The following is a 12,514-nucleotide window of genomic DNA, read 5'->3' as shown; positions in this document are numbered from 1 at the left end:
GGCATGGCATGCACGTCGTGGTAGTGGGGGCAGGCGTCATTGGCCTATCGAGCGCGCTGTACCTGGCGCGGGCCGGGCTCGAGGTCACGCTGGTCGAGCGTAACCAGGACGTGGCGCTGGAAACCAGCTTCGCCAATGGCGGGCAGTTGAGCTACAACAACGTCGCGCCCCTGGCCGACCCGTCGGTGCTGGGCCACCTGCCCCGCTGGCTGTTGTCGCGCGAAGCCCCCCTGCACCTGCGACCGCGCCTGGACCCTCGGCAGTGGCGTTGGTGCCTGGCGTTCCTGCGAGCGTGCCGAGCATCGCGGGTCGAGCAGACCTTCGGCGAAATGCTCAGCCTGTCGTTGCGCAGCCAGACGCTGATGACCGAGCTGCTGCAGCACACCCCCATCGACTTCGACCTGCGCCACAGCGGCAAGCTGATCATCCATCGCAGCGCCGCCTCATTGAGCGCTGCCGCGAGACTGCTCGAACGTCAGCAGGCAGCCGGCGCCCGTCACCAGGTGCTCAGCGCGAGCGAGTGCACCGTACTGGAGCCGGCATTGGCCGCGGTGGCTGAACGTCTGGCGGGCGGGATCTTCACGCCAGGGGATGCGGTCGGTAACTGCCGTCTGTTCTGCGAGGGTGTGAAACGGCAATTACAGGGGATGCGCAACGTGCGTTTGCACTTGGGTGAAGCGGTCAGCGGCTTCGAGCGGCGCGGTTCGCGGCTTGCCGCATTGAGGTTGGGCGAGGATCGCCTGCCGGCCGATGGTTTCGTGATCGCCTGCGGTATCGCCAGCGTCCCGTTGGTCAAGCCGCTGGGCATCGACCTGCCGCTCTACCCCCTGCGCGGTTACACCTTGAGCGTGCAGCTGAACGAGAACCTCAGCCTGCCGAAAATCAGCATCACCGATGCCAGCCGCAAGATCCTCTACGCGCCGCTCGGGGATTCGTTGCGCATCGCTGCGATGGTGGATCTGGGCGCACGCACAGCGCACGCCCCCGAGCGCCGCATCGCCCTGCTCAAGCGGCAGGTCGGCGAAGTGTTTCCCGCCCTGGACTTGCGCCAGATCCAAGCCTGGGCGGGCCTGCGCCCGGCCACTGCGCTGGGCAAGCCGATCATCGACCGGGCGCCGGGCCTGGACAACCTGTGGCTCAATGTCGGTCACGGCCCACTGGGTTTCACCCTGGCCTGCGCCAGCGGCGAGGGCCTCGCTCGACTGATCGTCCAGACGCAGCCGCCAGTGGACCTGGCGCCCTTCAGCCTGGCAGCCCATGGCGCGGGTAACTGACGCTCAGGCATGCACCCAGCGCCGATGCAGCCCACGTGCCAGGGCGTCGAGTAAAAAGCCCAGCGCACCGATCAACAGCACCATCGCCATCAGTTCCGAATAGGCCAGGCGGTCGCGGGTGTCGAGGATGAAATAGCCCAGCCCGGCGCTGACGCCGAGCATCTCGCACGGCACCAGCACGATCCACAGGATGCCGATGGCCAAGCGCACGCCCGTCAGCACATGGCCGATCACGCCGGGGACGATCACCTTGCACAGGGTTTCCCAGCGCGTGGCGCTGAGGCTGCGCGACAGTTGCAGCCAACGCGGGTCGAGCTGACGCACCCCCGCCGCCGTGTTGAGCAGGATCGGCCACAGCGCGGCGAAGGCCAGCAGGAAGTAGATCGGTTGATCGCCCACCCCCATCAGCATCACCACCACCGGCATCCACGACAGCGGCGAGATCATGCGCAGGAACTGGAAGGCCGGCGTGGTCGCCGCCTCCAGGTGCCGGTAGCTGCCCACCAGCAGCCCCAGCGGCACGCCGATCAATAACGCCAGCAGCAGGCCGATGAGGATGCGCTTGAGGCTCACCCAGATGTGCCCGTAGACCTCCCCGTGCGCCAGCAACTCGGCAAGGCTGGCCAAGGTGGCCTGGGGTGAGAAACGCGCCGACAAACCATCGGCCTCGCCGAACACCCGCACCCCGGCCCACCACAACAGCAACAACGCCACCAGTCCGGCCAGGCCCAGGGCAGCATGGATCACAGGCTTGCGCATCAGTCCGCGAACTCCTCGCTGCGCTCGAAGCTGTCGGCGATGCCGAACACCGAGGGCCCGCCCACTGCGGCGATGGCGTTGCGCACGAAGCGGTCGTCGACCAGGTCACGGGCCGTCTGCGCAGGATCGAGCGCTGCGAGGAAATCGCTCTGGCCCTCGATCAGGGTGTTTTTCAGGCGCTTGACCAGTTCCTCGGTGTAGCTGGGGAACGGGTACGGCTGGAAGTCGATGCGCCGTTCATCCCACTGCGCATGGCGAATGGCGCCGCTGGCCAGGTAGGCGGCGCGGTCCTCTGCCGAGGGTGCCAGGACCTTGGTCAGCACGGCCGGTTCGTGCGGGGTGTACTTGTTCGGGCCGGCCTTGGACAGCAGCGCAGCCGCCTCGGCGCGGTGCTCGCGGGTCCACTGCTGGGCCTTGACGATGGCGTTGACCACTTTCTGCGACCACTCGGGACGGTTGTTCAGGTCGTGCTCGTGCATGAACACCACGCAGCAGGCATGGTTGCGCCAGACATCACCGGTGAAGCGCTGCACGCGCCCGACCTTGAGGTTCTCGGCCAGGGCGTTGAACGGTTCGGCAACGATGTAGCCGGCGATGCGCTTGCTGGCCAGGGCCGGTGGCATGTCCGACGGCGGCAGCACCAGCAGGTTCACTTCGTTGGCCGCCAACGCCGCAGTGGCCGGCTTGGAGACCGCGGTAAGGCCGCTGTCGGCGAGCATCTGCTGCAGCACCACGTTGTGGATCGAGTACCAGAACGGAATCGCCACGGTCTTGCCGCCCAGTTGCTTCATGTCGGTGATGTCCGGTGCCACGGTCAGGCCCGAGCCGCCGACATGGTTCCAGGCCACCACCTTGGCCGGCACCTTGCTGCCGTAGCGCGCCCACACGGTCATCGGCGACAGCAGGTGAATCACGTTGACCTGCCCGGAGATGAACGCCTCGATCACCTGCGCCCAACTGCGCAGCAACACCGGACGCTCGGCCTTGATGCCCTCGGCCTCGAACAGGCCGTTGTTGTGTGCCACCAGCAGCGGGGTAGCGTCGGTGATCGGCAAATAGCCGATGCGCACCGGCGCATCGGGCTCGGCGGCGGCGCGCGCCTGCAGGCTCGCCAGCATCGGCAGGGCGCCGGCGGCAGTGAGCATGGCGCTGAGCTTGATGAAATCGCGACGCGAAGAGGAAGAGCAGCAATCATCCATGCACATGAACGGACTCCGACGACAGGGGTGAGGAAGGATGTGAGGTGGGGCGGCTCGCCTGCCGTAGGGTTTTCAGTATGTCGATGCGCAGCGCGCCCAGTTCCTCGACCCGCTGTGCACGCGGCTGCGGCAGGTCGATGTGCCATTGGCCCAAGGTGCGCGCCGGGTGATTGCCCAGTAGCAGCACGCGGTCCGACAGCAGCAGCGCTTCGTCGATGTCGTGGGTGATCAGCACCGCCGCGGTATTGTGCGTGGCGATCAATTGCAGCAGCAGTTGCTGCATGTCGGCACGGGTGACTTCGTCGAGCGCCCCGAAGGGTTCGTCGAGCAGCAGCACTTCGGGCTGACGCGCCAGGCAGCGGGCCAACGCAGTGCGCTGGGCCATGCCGCCGGAGAGTTGCGCCGGGTACTGGTTGCGCGCATGGCTCAGGCCCACCGCCTCGATGGCATGGTCGATCCGCGCCCGGCGCTGATCAGCGGCCAGCTTCGGTTGGCGGGCGAAATCCAGGCCAAAGGCGACGTTCTTCTCCAAGCTCAGCCAGGGCAGCAGGCTCGGGTCCTGAAAGGCCACGGCCAGGCGCGGGTGCGGTCCTTGCAGCGGCTGGCCATGCAGCGACACGCTGCCGCCGCCAGGCTGCTGCAGCCCCGCTAGCACCCGCAACAGACTGGATTTGCCAACGCCGCTGGGCCCCAGGATAGTCACCACCTCGCCAGGCGCCAGGCGCAGGTCGAAATGTTCCAGCACCGCCTGCCAGCCGCCGTCGCGCGGGTAGCCCAGGCTGATGGCGCGGGCTTCGAGCAGCACGTCGGTCATACACTGGCCGCCTGGCGCTGCAGCTCGGCGCGCAGTTGCACCAGGCTCGGGGTGACGATCGGCACGAACGCCGACTCGCGCCAGCGGCGGGCGAAGCCTTCGCCATAGGCGGTCAGGTAAGCCTTGCCGCCGCTGGCCTGCAGCTCCATCTGCACAGCATCGGCGGCGCTTTCGGCCAAGGTGATGCGCAGTTTGAACAGCGCCGCGGGCTGGGCCAGGAAACGCCCATCGAGCAGGCCTTGCTTGAGCTCGCCGACGGTATTTTCCAGGCGCTCGCGCAGCACCTGCTCGGCCTCGGCGAGGAACGAGCCACGCCCCTGCAGGTGCTCGCGCACCTCATCCAGGGCACGTCGCGCCAGGCCGATGGACATGCCGCATTGCAGCGCCAGGAACGCCGGGCGCACGCGCGGCAGGAACTCGCGGGCGTTGTCGTGCAGCAGCCAACTGCGGTCCAGTTGCACTTGATGGAACGCCAGCGCAGCCGTGCTGCTCGATTGCAGGCCCATCAGTTGCAGGTCGTCGGAGCGCTCCAGGCCCACGCTGGCGGAGGGAATGGCCATGACGAAGGGTGCCTGGCCCTGCTCGGCCTCGATCGCGGCGGCCACCACGAAACCGCTCTGGCGCAGGTTGGTGACCCAGTGCAGGCGGCCCTCGAGCGTCCAGCCATCGGCCTGGGCACGCGCCTGCACCTGCAGGGCCTCGATGCCCGAGAGGAACTTCATGGCGTTGGACAAGCCGGTGGCACCGGCCAATTCACCGCTCAGCAGGTCGGCCAGCAGACGCTCGCGCAGCGCCTCGTTGGGGCTGTGCAACAGGTATTCGATGAAGGCGCGTTGCCCCCAGCAGACGAACGCCGAGGCCAGCGAACGGCTGGCGATGGCGGCGATGGCCTCCACCGCATCAGTGACATCGCCACCGCTGCCGCCCAGCGCCGGCGCGATGCCGACACGCAGCACCTGCGATTCGGCGATGTGCGCCAGGACCCGGTGCGGGTCGCACTGGCCTTGGTCGATTGCCTCGGCATTGGCATCCAGCCAGTGACGAAATGCAGTATCAAGCATGTCCCTACTCCTTTGATCACGCCGGGTGCCGGCAACGGGCGCGGATTACGCCTCGGGCTGCCAGCGGTATTGGCTCAGTTGGTCGTTGAGCGGTGTTTGGGCGAACACATTAGCAAAGTTGCACAGCGTCGCCAGGCTCACGCCCAAGATGACTTCCAGTGCGTTGCCCTCGGTGAAGCCGGCGTCGCGCAGGGCCTGGTAGGTGGCGTCGCTGACGTTGCCACGGGTGGCGATCACTTCGCGGGTGAATGCGGCCAGGGTTTCATAGCGCGCATCGGGCAGCTCGCCACGGGCGCGCAGGGCATCGACCACGGCGGGCGGCAGCTTGGCCTTGTTCAGGGCCACGGCGGTATGGCCGGCCACGCAGAAATCGCAGCCGTGATTGGTCGCGGCGATCAACTGCACCACTTCACGCTCGGCCAAGGTCAGTTCGGACTTGCCATTGAGTGCCGACACGGTCACATAGGTTTCCAGCGCCGCAGGGGCGTTGGCCAGGATGCCCAGCAGGTTGGGGATGAAGCCGGAATTCTTCTGCGCGCTCTCGAGGAACGGGCGCGCCGCTTCCGGGGCGCTCTGCAGAGTGTGTAGAGTAATGCGCGAGGACATGGAGGGGTCTCCTTTGACAGTGTCCCTACAGTCTGTTGGTTATAAGAAGCCGCATCCATATTCATCAGTCGCCTTTCCTTGCTCCTGAGTCTTTGCATTAGATGATTTCGTCTTGCCATCTCGTCGATTGGTTATTAGAGGGCCTGGAGTTCGATGCCAGCCTGTTCCACGTGGGCCGTTACTGCGGCGGCTGGCACGCCAGCACGCAGGGGATGGGCCGCGCCAGCTTCCACCTGGTGGTCCAGGGGCATTGCTGGCTGCACCTGGACGGCCAGCCCGAGCCGCTGCGCCTGGACAGCGGCGATGCGGTGTTCCTGCTGCGCGACTTGCCCTACCGGCTGTCCAGCGACGCCGATGCGCACGACGCCTGCGCCCAGCCGCGACGCAGCATGCAGCCCCTGGACCTGGAGGCCGGCGACGGTGTGGGCCTGGTGTGCGGCTTCTTCCAGTTCCAGTCCGGGCTGTCGTCGCTGATCGTCGAGGGGCTGGCCGACTGGATCGTGCTGCGCGCCGAAGACCCTGCCGGAAGCGCTGGGCGGGCGCTGTTCGAGTTGATCCTGCAAGAGTGCCGACGGGTACCCGCGCCGTCGCAGACCTTGCTCGAACGCCTCACTCACCTGTTGTTCCTCTACGTGCTGCGCCAGCATGGCCAAGGTGCAGACTCGCTGGGCGGCCTGATCGCCCTCGCCCGCCAGCCGGCCTTCGCCGGACTGCTCGAACGCCTGATCGATGCGCCGGGCCAGGCCTGGACCCTGGAAAGCATGGCGGCCTGCGCCGGTCTGTCGCGCTCGGCCTTTTTCAAGCGTTTCAACGAACTGGCCGGACAGTCGCCAGGCCAAGTGTTGCTGGCGCTGCGCATGCGCCATGCCTGCCAGTTGCTGCGCGCGGGCAATACCGTGGAACAGGTCGGCGCGCAGGCCGGCTATCAGTCGGTCGCGGCCTTTACCCGAGCCTTCGCCAAGGCGGTCGGGGTGCAACCGGGTGCCTATCGAAAGCAGCATGAACTCAAAGGTTGAATAGCCGCCGAGAGGGATCTGCGCCTCGACTTTGGTCGAATCCTGCTGCTGAGGCGTTTACCCGTATTTCGCCTCTTTTATCGACTCGATGTCGACACACTCTCTCAAATGACGCCTGCCAGCCCTGCGACAATCCGTCACAAAACAAAATGTACCAACTTGTTAATTAGCTTGCTAAGGGCTTAGACTTCGCACATTCCACCTGCGAGATCCCTGGCATGAACAACTCACCCCGCGCCTCCGGCGCCTCAACCTTCATCCTTCTAGGACTGGGCGTGATCATCGCCCTGCTCGGCCTGTTGCTGGCCGCCGGCGGCATCAAGCTGGCCGGCCTGGGCGGTTCCTGGTACTTCCTGATCGGCGGCGCGGCCATGACCCTGTCCGGGCTGCTGATCGCCCGCCGCAAGACCGCGGGCGCCTGGCTGTACGCGGCGTTCCTGATCGGCACCCTGATCTGGGCGCTGGCTGACGTCGGCCTGGTGTTCTGGCCGCTGTTCTCGCGTCTGTTCATGTTCGCCGTGATCGGCGTCGTGGTGGCGCTGATCTACCCGCTGCTGGTGAGCGCCGCTGGCGCCCGCGCCGGCCGTGGCGCGTTCGGCGTGGCGGCGGTGCTGGCGGTGGTGGTGGTCATCGCTGCCGGCAACATGTTCGTCGCTCACCCCAGTGTCGCCCCCACCGGTAACGGTCCGGGCCTGACCGCCGTCAAGCCAGGCACCGAGCAGAAAGACTGGGCGCACTATGGCAACACCGAAGGCGGCAGCCGCTTCGCAGCGCTGGACCAGATCAACCGCAGCAACGTCGACCAGCTCAAGGTCGCCTGGACCTATCACACCGGTGACGTGGCCGTGAGCGACGGCAACGGCGCCGAAGACCAGCTCACCCCGCTGCAGGTCGGTGACAAGGTGTTCATCTGCACCCCGCACAACAACCTGATCGCGCTGGATGCCGACACCGGCAAACAGCTGTGGAAGAACGAAATCAACGCCCAGTCCAAAGTCTGGCAGCGTTGCCGTGGCATGGCCTACTTCGACGCCACCGTGCCGACCGCCCAGCCGAGCCAGCCCAACAGCACGCCGGTCACTGTCGCCAGCGTACCGGCGGGCGCCAACTGCCAGCGCCGCCTGCTGACCAACACCATCGACGGCCGCCTGATCGCGGTGGATGCCGACACCGGCGCCTTCTGCCAGGGCTTCGGCAACAACGGCCAAGTGGACCTCAAGGCCGGCCTGGGCGACGTGCCGGACTCCTACTATCAGCTCTCTTCGGCGCCCCTGATGGCCGGCACCACCGTGGTGGTCGGCGGCCGCGTGGCCGACAACGTCCAGACCGACATGCCCGGCGGCGTGATCCGTGGCTTCGACGTGATCAGCGGGCAGATGCGCTGGGCCTTCGACCCGGGCAACCCACAAGACCGCCAGGCCCCGGCCGACGGCAGCACCTACGTGCGCAGCACACCCAACAGCTGGGCGCCGATGTCCTACGACCCGGCGATGAACACCGTGTTCCTGCCGATGGGTTCCTCGTCCACCGACATCTACGGCGTAGAACGCAGCAAGCTCGACCACACCTACGGCGCCTCGGTGCTGGCCCTGGACGCCACCACGGGCAACGAGAAGTGGGTGTACCAGACCGTGCACAACGACCTCTGGGACTTCGACCTGCCGATGCAGCCCAGCCTGATCGACTTCACCAAGCCCGACGGCAGCACCGTACCCGCCGTGGTGATCGGCACCAAGGCCGGGCAGATCTACGTGCTCGACCGCGCCACCGGCAAACCGCTGACCCAGGTCGACGAAGTACCGGTCAAGCCGAGCAACATCCCCAACGAGCCGTACTCGCCGACCCAGCCCAAATCGGTCGGCATGCCGCAGATCGGCGCGCAGACCCTCACCGAGTCGGACATGTGGGGGGCCACCCCGTATGACCAACTGCTGTGCCGCATCGACTTCAAGAAGATGCGCTACGACGGCCTGTACACCGCGCCAGGCACCGACCTGTCGCTGAGCTTCCCCGGCTCGCTGGGCGGCATGAACTGGGGCAGCCTGTCCACCGACCCGGTGCACGGTTTCATCTTCGTCAACGACATGCGCCTGGGCCTGTGGATCCAGATGATCCCGTCGCAGAACAAAGGCCAGGCCACCTCCGGCGGCGAAGCACTGAACACCGGCATGGGCGCGGTGCCGCTCAAGGGCACGCCGTATGCGGTGAACAAGAACCGCTTCCTGTCGGTGGCCGGCATTCCGTGCCAGGCTCCGCCCTACGGCACCCTCACCGCCATCGACATGAAGACCCAGAAGATCGCCTGGCAGGTGCCGGTGGGCACCGTCGAGGACACCGGTCCCCTGGGTATCCGCATGCACCTGCCGATCAAGATCGGCCTGCCGACCCTGGGCGGCACCCTGTCCACCCAGGGCGGGCTGGTGTTCATCGCCGGCACCCAGGACTTCTACCTGCGCGCCTACGACAGCAGCAACGGCGCGGAAATCTGGAAGGCGCGTCTGCCGGTCGGCAGCCAGGGCGGGCCGATGACCTACGTTTCGCCCAAGACCGGCAAGCAGTACGTGGTGATCACCGCCGGTGGGGCGCGGCAGTCCACTGACCGTGGCGACTATGTGATTTCCTACGCCTTGCCTTGAGACCGCGTCGCCTGTTTCGCGGGTGAACCCGCACCTGCAGTCGCGCAACTGCTGTAGGTGTGGGTTTATCCGCAGACAGGCCCTGAAAGACTACCCGAGACCCCGCAATGCCATCCGCAACCCGCATGACCCCTACCCTGCTGCTGGCCCTGGCCAGCACTGCCGTCCTGGCCGACGGCGACCTGATGCAGCGCACCACCCTGAGCGGCGACTGGGGCGGCCTGCGCTCCCAGCTCGAAGCCGACGGCATCCGCTTCACGGGCGACTACAGCGGCGAAACCGCCTACAACGCCCATGGCGGCCTGCGCCGCTCGGCGCGTTACTCGCAAAACGTCAAGCTCGGCGTGCAGTTCGACCTGTCGAAGCTGTACGGCCTGGACAATGGCGGCAAGGTCCAACTGACGATCAATGACCGTCGCGGCAACAGCGCCTCCGCGGACCTGGTGGGCAACCGCCTGCCGATCCAGGAAAACTACGGTGGTCTGTACACCCGCCTGACCGAACTGAGCTACGAACGCAGCCTGTTCACCCCGGCACTGAACGTGAAACTCGGCTACATGGCCATGGGCAACGACCTGGGCGGCCTGGACAGCGGCATCCTGTGCAACTTCATGAACGCCGGTTTCTGCGGTCACCCGCTGAACATGTCCGGCGGCAGCGGCTGGACCAACTACCCCAACGCACATTTGGGGGCACGCCTGAAGTACGACTTCTCGCCGTCCTGGCAACTGCGCGTGGCCGCCTTCAACGTCGACCCGCAGAGCAATGGCAATTCCAGCCGCGCCTGGCACCTGGGGCCCAAGCACACCACCGGTACCGTGCTACCGGTGGAACTGGTGTACAAGCTCCAGGGCGAACTGCCGGGCGAATACAAACTGGGCTACTACTACGACAGCTCGAATGTGCGGCGCATCGGCAGCGACCGCGAAGTGGCCGGGCGCGGTGGCCATTACTTGTTGATCGACCAGGCCCTGTGGAACGATTCAACCTCGGCCGGGCGCAGCCTGCATGCCTTCGGGCAGTATTCGGCGTCGAGCAAGGCGGCCTCGCCCTTCACCCGCTGGTACGGCGCGGGCGTGGTGCTATACAAGCCCTTCGAGGGTCGCCCACGCGACACCTTGGCGCTGGGCTACGGCCGTGCCGTGCCCAACCCGCGAAGCCGTGAGGTGCTGGAGGCCTCGGCGTTCGAGGCCGGTCGCGACTTCCCGGACCTGGACAGCGCCGAGCAGTTGATCGAGTTGAGCTATGGCTACCAGGCCACGCCCTGGCTGAACCTGCGCCCCGATGTGCAATACATCATCGAGCCGGGCGCCTTCTCCGGCAAAGCGATCGATAACGCGCTGATCGTCGGCTTGCAGGTCAAAGCGAGCTTCTGAGGCTCAGACCGGACTGTCCCCGCCACCGCCGAGCAAGTCATGGGCATCGAGCAGGCGGTAAGCAACCTGCGGGTTGCGCTCCAGGCCCCGGCGAATAGCGGCGGGAATCGCCTGCCGGGTCTTGCGACACAGGCCCGGCTGGTCCTGCAGCTCGATGACGAAGCCGCGCATGGTGCGCACTTCGTTGTAGCCTGGCGCCACCTGCACACGAATGCCCAACTGCTCGTACAGCTTGGTCTGCAAGTGCTGCAGGTCTTCGAGACTCTTGAGATTCTCCAGGCGTTCGAGCAGGCGCTTTTCCTCCTGCCGCGTCAGCAAGAGGATGCGCTGGGCCTTGGGCGATTGCCCGTGCAGTTGCTCGCGGCCGCAATCGCAGGCGCCGGGAGGACAGGGCTGACGCAGGGGTGGTGTGCTGGACATGCCGGCAAGCATAGCGCTTTCAGCGCTGGCGTCACCCACCCCTACGCGCATTCAAAGGCTCACGCCGAGCGCCTGACGCACAGGCTCGCCGCGACTGTCGTCGGCGGCGCTGACCAAGGCAAAGTTGTAGGCGCCATGGGACCAGTACCGCGCTTCGAGCTGGCCATCCACGCGCTGCCCACTGGGCATCTGCCCGTAGTGCGCGCCCGGCGAGCGCAGGAACAGGCTGATGCGCTGCCCACCGGCATCCTGGAACACCAGCAATGCCGCCGGACCGTCCTCATTGGCCAGCAGCCGTGCCCCCACTGGCTGCAAGCCGTAGCTGCTCAGGTCCGGCAGTTGACCGACGCGGGCGAAATGGCGACCCAGCCAGGCTTGCAACTGCGCCGGGTCCTTGGCGGCGATATCCAACTGCGCGGTCTGGGCGAACAATTTGTGCGCCTCGACCGCATCAGCCATCGGCAGCAGGCCGGCGAACAAGGTCGACTCTCGGGCTTGCCATCCGCCGAACCCACCCAGCCCCAACGCCAGCACCAGCACCGCCGCCGAGGCCAGACGCTGACGGCGGCGCCGAGCCAGGCGTCGGCGCAAGGGCGCCAGCTCCAGGTGCGGGTTAGGCGGCAGGTCGCTGAAGCCTGCCAAGGCCGCACGCAAGCGCCGGGCGTCCTGGCGCCAGGCTTCGATGCGTGCCGCCTGGTCCGGGTGGGCCGTCAGCCACGCCTCGACCTCGACCCGCCGTGCAGGTGTCAGACGATCATCGACATAGGCGTGCAACTCGTGCTCGGTGGGAATCAGGTCGGTCATTTGAGTCTCCGCAAGGCCGGGGATGCAGGCGTGCCCTCGGTCAGTTCGCGCAACGCGGCGCGGGCGCGCGACAGGCGCGACATCACCGTGCCGATGGGAATGGCCAGGGCCTGGGCGACTTCCTTGTAACTCAGGCCCTCCACGCTGACCAGCAGCAACAGCGCGCGCTGCTCGCTGGGCAGCCGCGCGAAGGCCTGCAGGTCGGCCTGGGCCAGTACGATGCTTTCGGTGTCGTAGCCCAGCGGCTCGTCAGCCTGGGCGCCACGGCCGAACCAACCCAGCCAGCGCGCGTGCAGACGTTCGCGACGTTTGCCGTCGAGAAACAGCCGATAGAGGATGGTGAACAGCCAGGCCCGGCGGTTTTCATCCGCGCGCCGCTGCCCGCTGCGGGCCAGGGCGCGCTCGACGGTGGCCTGGACCAGATCGTCGGCCGCCGCGCTGTCGCGGGTCAACCACAGGGCGAAGCGCCGCAAACGCTGCAGCAGATCGCGCCATTGTCGTTCGTCCAGGTCGTGCATATCGGATTCCGGGCCCGCGGGCTGTCAGTGT

Annotated in this window: 12 protein-coding genes; 4 read left to right on the top strand and 8 right to left on the bottom strand. The window is 66.8% G+C overall.

Annotation, left to right across the window (positions count from 1 at the left end):
* Window positions 1-8 precede the first annotated feature (8 nt).
* A complete protein-coding gene (locus Q6A47_RS19385; RefSeq protein ID WP_304485107.1) occupies window positions 9-1,274 on the top strand; it encodes a D-amino acid dehydrogenase in 1,266 nt (421 codons plus the stop codon).
* Between the two features lie 3 nt (window positions 1,275-1,277).
* Here Q6A47_RS19385 and Q6A47_RS19380 read toward each other — a convergent pair whose 3' ends face one another.
* From Q6A47_RS19380 to Q6A47_RS19360, 5 genes are read right to left on the bottom strand one after another with little or no spacing between them, the layout of a single operon-like run.
* Entirely contained in the window at window positions 1,278-2,033 is a 756-nt protein-coding gene (locus Q6A47_RS19380; protein ID WP_116888118.1) for an ABC transporter permease, read from the bottom strand.
* Window positions 2,033-3,238, bottom strand: a complete 1,206-nt coding sequence (locus Q6A47_RS19375; RefSeq protein WP_304485106.1) for an ABC transporter substrate-binding protein — start codon at window positions 3,236-3,238, stop codon at window positions 2,033-2,035. Before Q6A47_RS19375 ends, Q6A47_RS19380 begins: the two co-directional genes overlap by 1 nt.
* Window positions 3,225-4,046, bottom strand: coding sequence for an ABC transporter ATP-binding protein (locus Q6A47_RS19370; protein WP_029614372.1), 822 nt, complete (start codon window positions 4,044-4,046; stop codon window positions 3,225-3,227). Before Q6A47_RS19370 ends, Q6A47_RS19375 begins: the two co-directional genes overlap by 14 nt.
* A complete protein-coding gene (locus Q6A47_RS19365) occupies window positions 4,043-5,107 on the bottom strand; it encodes an acyl-CoA dehydrogenase family protein (RefSeq protein ID WP_295485288.1) in 1,065 nt (354 codons plus the stop codon). The genes Q6A47_RS19370 and Q6A47_RS19365 overlap by 4 nt, the downstream gene beginning before the upstream one ends.
* Window positions 5,108-5,152: 45 nt before the next feature.
* The gene (locus Q6A47_RS19360) at window positions 5,153-5,713 is read right to left on the bottom strand and encodes a carboxymuconolactone decarboxylase family protein (RefSeq protein WP_029614370.1); all 561 of its coding nucleotides are present in this window, start codon (window positions 5,711-5,713) and stop codon (window positions 5,153-5,155) included.
* 101 nt (window positions 5,714-5,814) lie between these two features.
* Between Q6A47_RS19360 and Q6A47_RS19355 the strand changes: the two genes are divergently transcribed.
* The 3 genes from Q6A47_RS19355 (at window position 5,815) to Q6A47_RS19345 (ending at window position 10,741) form a co-directional block, all read left to right on the top strand.
* Window positions 5,815-6,729 carry an AraC family transcriptional regulator gene (locus tag Q6A47_RS19355; RefSeq protein WP_304485105.1) on the top strand — a complete coding sequence of 305 codons (915 nt, stop codon included), beginning with the start codon at window positions 5,815-5,817 and terminating at the stop codon, window positions 6,727-6,729.
* 218 nt (window positions 6,730-6,947) lie between these two features.
* Entirely contained in the window at window positions 6,948-9,365 is a 2,418-nt protein-coding gene (locus tag Q6A47_RS19350) for a glucose/quinate/shikimate family membrane-bound PQQ-dependent dehydrogenase (protein ID WP_304485104.1), read from the top strand.
* Between the two features lie 107 nt (window positions 9,366-9,472).
* The gene (locus Q6A47_RS19345; protein WP_039577444.1) at window positions 9,473-10,741 is read left to right on the top strand and encodes a carbohydrate porin; all 1,269 of its coding nucleotides are present in this window, start codon (window positions 9,473-9,475) and stop codon (window positions 10,739-10,741) included.
* A 3-nt stretch (window positions 10,742-10,744) separates the two neighbouring features.
* On the opposite strand, the gene Q6A47_RS19340 is transcribed toward Q6A47_RS19345, so the two are convergent.
* Genes Q6A47_RS19340 through Q6A47_RS19330 form a run of 3 tightly spaced genes read right to left on the bottom strand, consistent with a single transcriptional unit; the run spans window position 10,745 to window position 12,483 of the window.
* Window positions 10,745-11,161 (bottom strand): hypothetical protein, encoded by a 417-nt coding sequence (locus Q6A47_RS19340; RefSeq protein WP_304485103.1) that lies wholly within the window; start codon window positions 11,159-11,161, stop codon window positions 10,745-10,747.
* A gap of 51 nt (window positions 11,162-11,212) precedes the next feature.
* The gene (locus Q6A47_RS19335) at window positions 11,213-11,965 is read right to left on the bottom strand and encodes an anti-sigma factor family protein (protein WP_304485102.1); all 753 of its coding nucleotides are present in this window, start codon (window positions 11,963-11,965) and stop codon (window positions 11,213-11,215) included.
* The gene (locus Q6A47_RS19330; RefSeq protein ID WP_039577439.1) at window positions 11,962-12,483 is read right to left on the bottom strand and encodes a sigma-70 family RNA polymerase sigma factor; all 522 of its coding nucleotides are present in this window, start codon (window positions 12,481-12,483) and stop codon (window positions 11,962-11,964) included. Before Q6A47_RS19330 ends, Q6A47_RS19335 begins: the two co-directional genes overlap by 4 nt.
* Window positions 12,484-12,514 lie beyond the last annotated feature (31 nt).

It is taken from the genome of Pseudomonas boreofloridensis, assembly GCF_030580795.1.
Taxonomy (GTDB): Bacteria; Pseudomonadota; Gammaproteobacteria; order Pseudomonadales; family Pseudomonadaceae; genus Aquipseudomonas; species Aquipseudomonas boreofloridensis.
The sequence above is the reverse complement of the archived record's forward strand: the minus strand, read 5'-3'. Positions and strand labels throughout refer to the sequence as shown.

Coding starts and splice junctions, on each gene's coding strand:
- Q6A47_RS19385 (WP_304485107.1), top strand. CDS start 9: ATGCACGTCGTGGTAGTGGGGGCAGGCGTCATTGGCCTATCGAGCGCG.
- Q6A47_RS19380 (WP_116888118.1), bottom strand. CDS start 2,033: ATGCGCAAGCCTGTGATCCATGCTGCCCTGGGCCTGGCCGGACTGGTG.
- Q6A47_RS19375 (WP_304485106.1), bottom strand. CDS start 3,238: ATGTGCATGGATGATTGCTGCTCTTCCTCTTCGCGTCGCGATTTCATC.
- Q6A47_RS19370 (WP_029614372.1), bottom strand. CDS start 4,046: ATGACCGACGTGCTGCTCGAAGCCCGCGCCATCAGCCTGGGCTACCCG.
- Q6A47_RS19365 (WP_295485288.1), bottom strand. CDS start 5,107: ATGCTTGATACTGCATTTCGTCACTGGCTGGATGCCAATGCCGAGGCA.
- Q6A47_RS19360 (WP_029614370.1), bottom strand. CDS start 5,713: ATGTCCTCGCGCATTACTCTACACACTCTGCAGAGCGCCCCGGAAGCG.
- Q6A47_RS19355 (WP_304485105.1), top strand. CDS start 5,815: ATGATTTCGTCTTGCCATCTCGTCGATTGGTTATTAGAGGGCCTGGAG.
- Q6A47_RS19350 (WP_304485104.1), top strand. CDS start 6,948: ATGAACAACTCACCCCGCGCCTCCGGCGCCTCAACCTTCATCCTTCTA.
- Q6A47_RS19345 (WP_039577444.1), top strand. CDS start 9,473: ATGCCATCCGCAACCCGCATGACCCCTACCCTGCTGCTGGCCCTGGCC.
- Q6A47_RS19340 (WP_304485103.1), bottom strand. CDS start 11,161: ATGTCCAGCACACCACCCCTGCGTCAGCCCTGTCCTCCCGGCGCCTGC.
- Q6A47_RS19335 (WP_304485102.1), bottom strand. CDS start 11,965: ATGACCGACCTGATTCCCACCGAGCACGAGTTGCACGCCTATGTCGAT.
- Q6A47_RS19330 (WP_039577439.1), bottom strand. CDS start 12,483: ATGCACGACCTGGACGAACGACAATGGCGCGATCTGCTGCAGCGTTTG.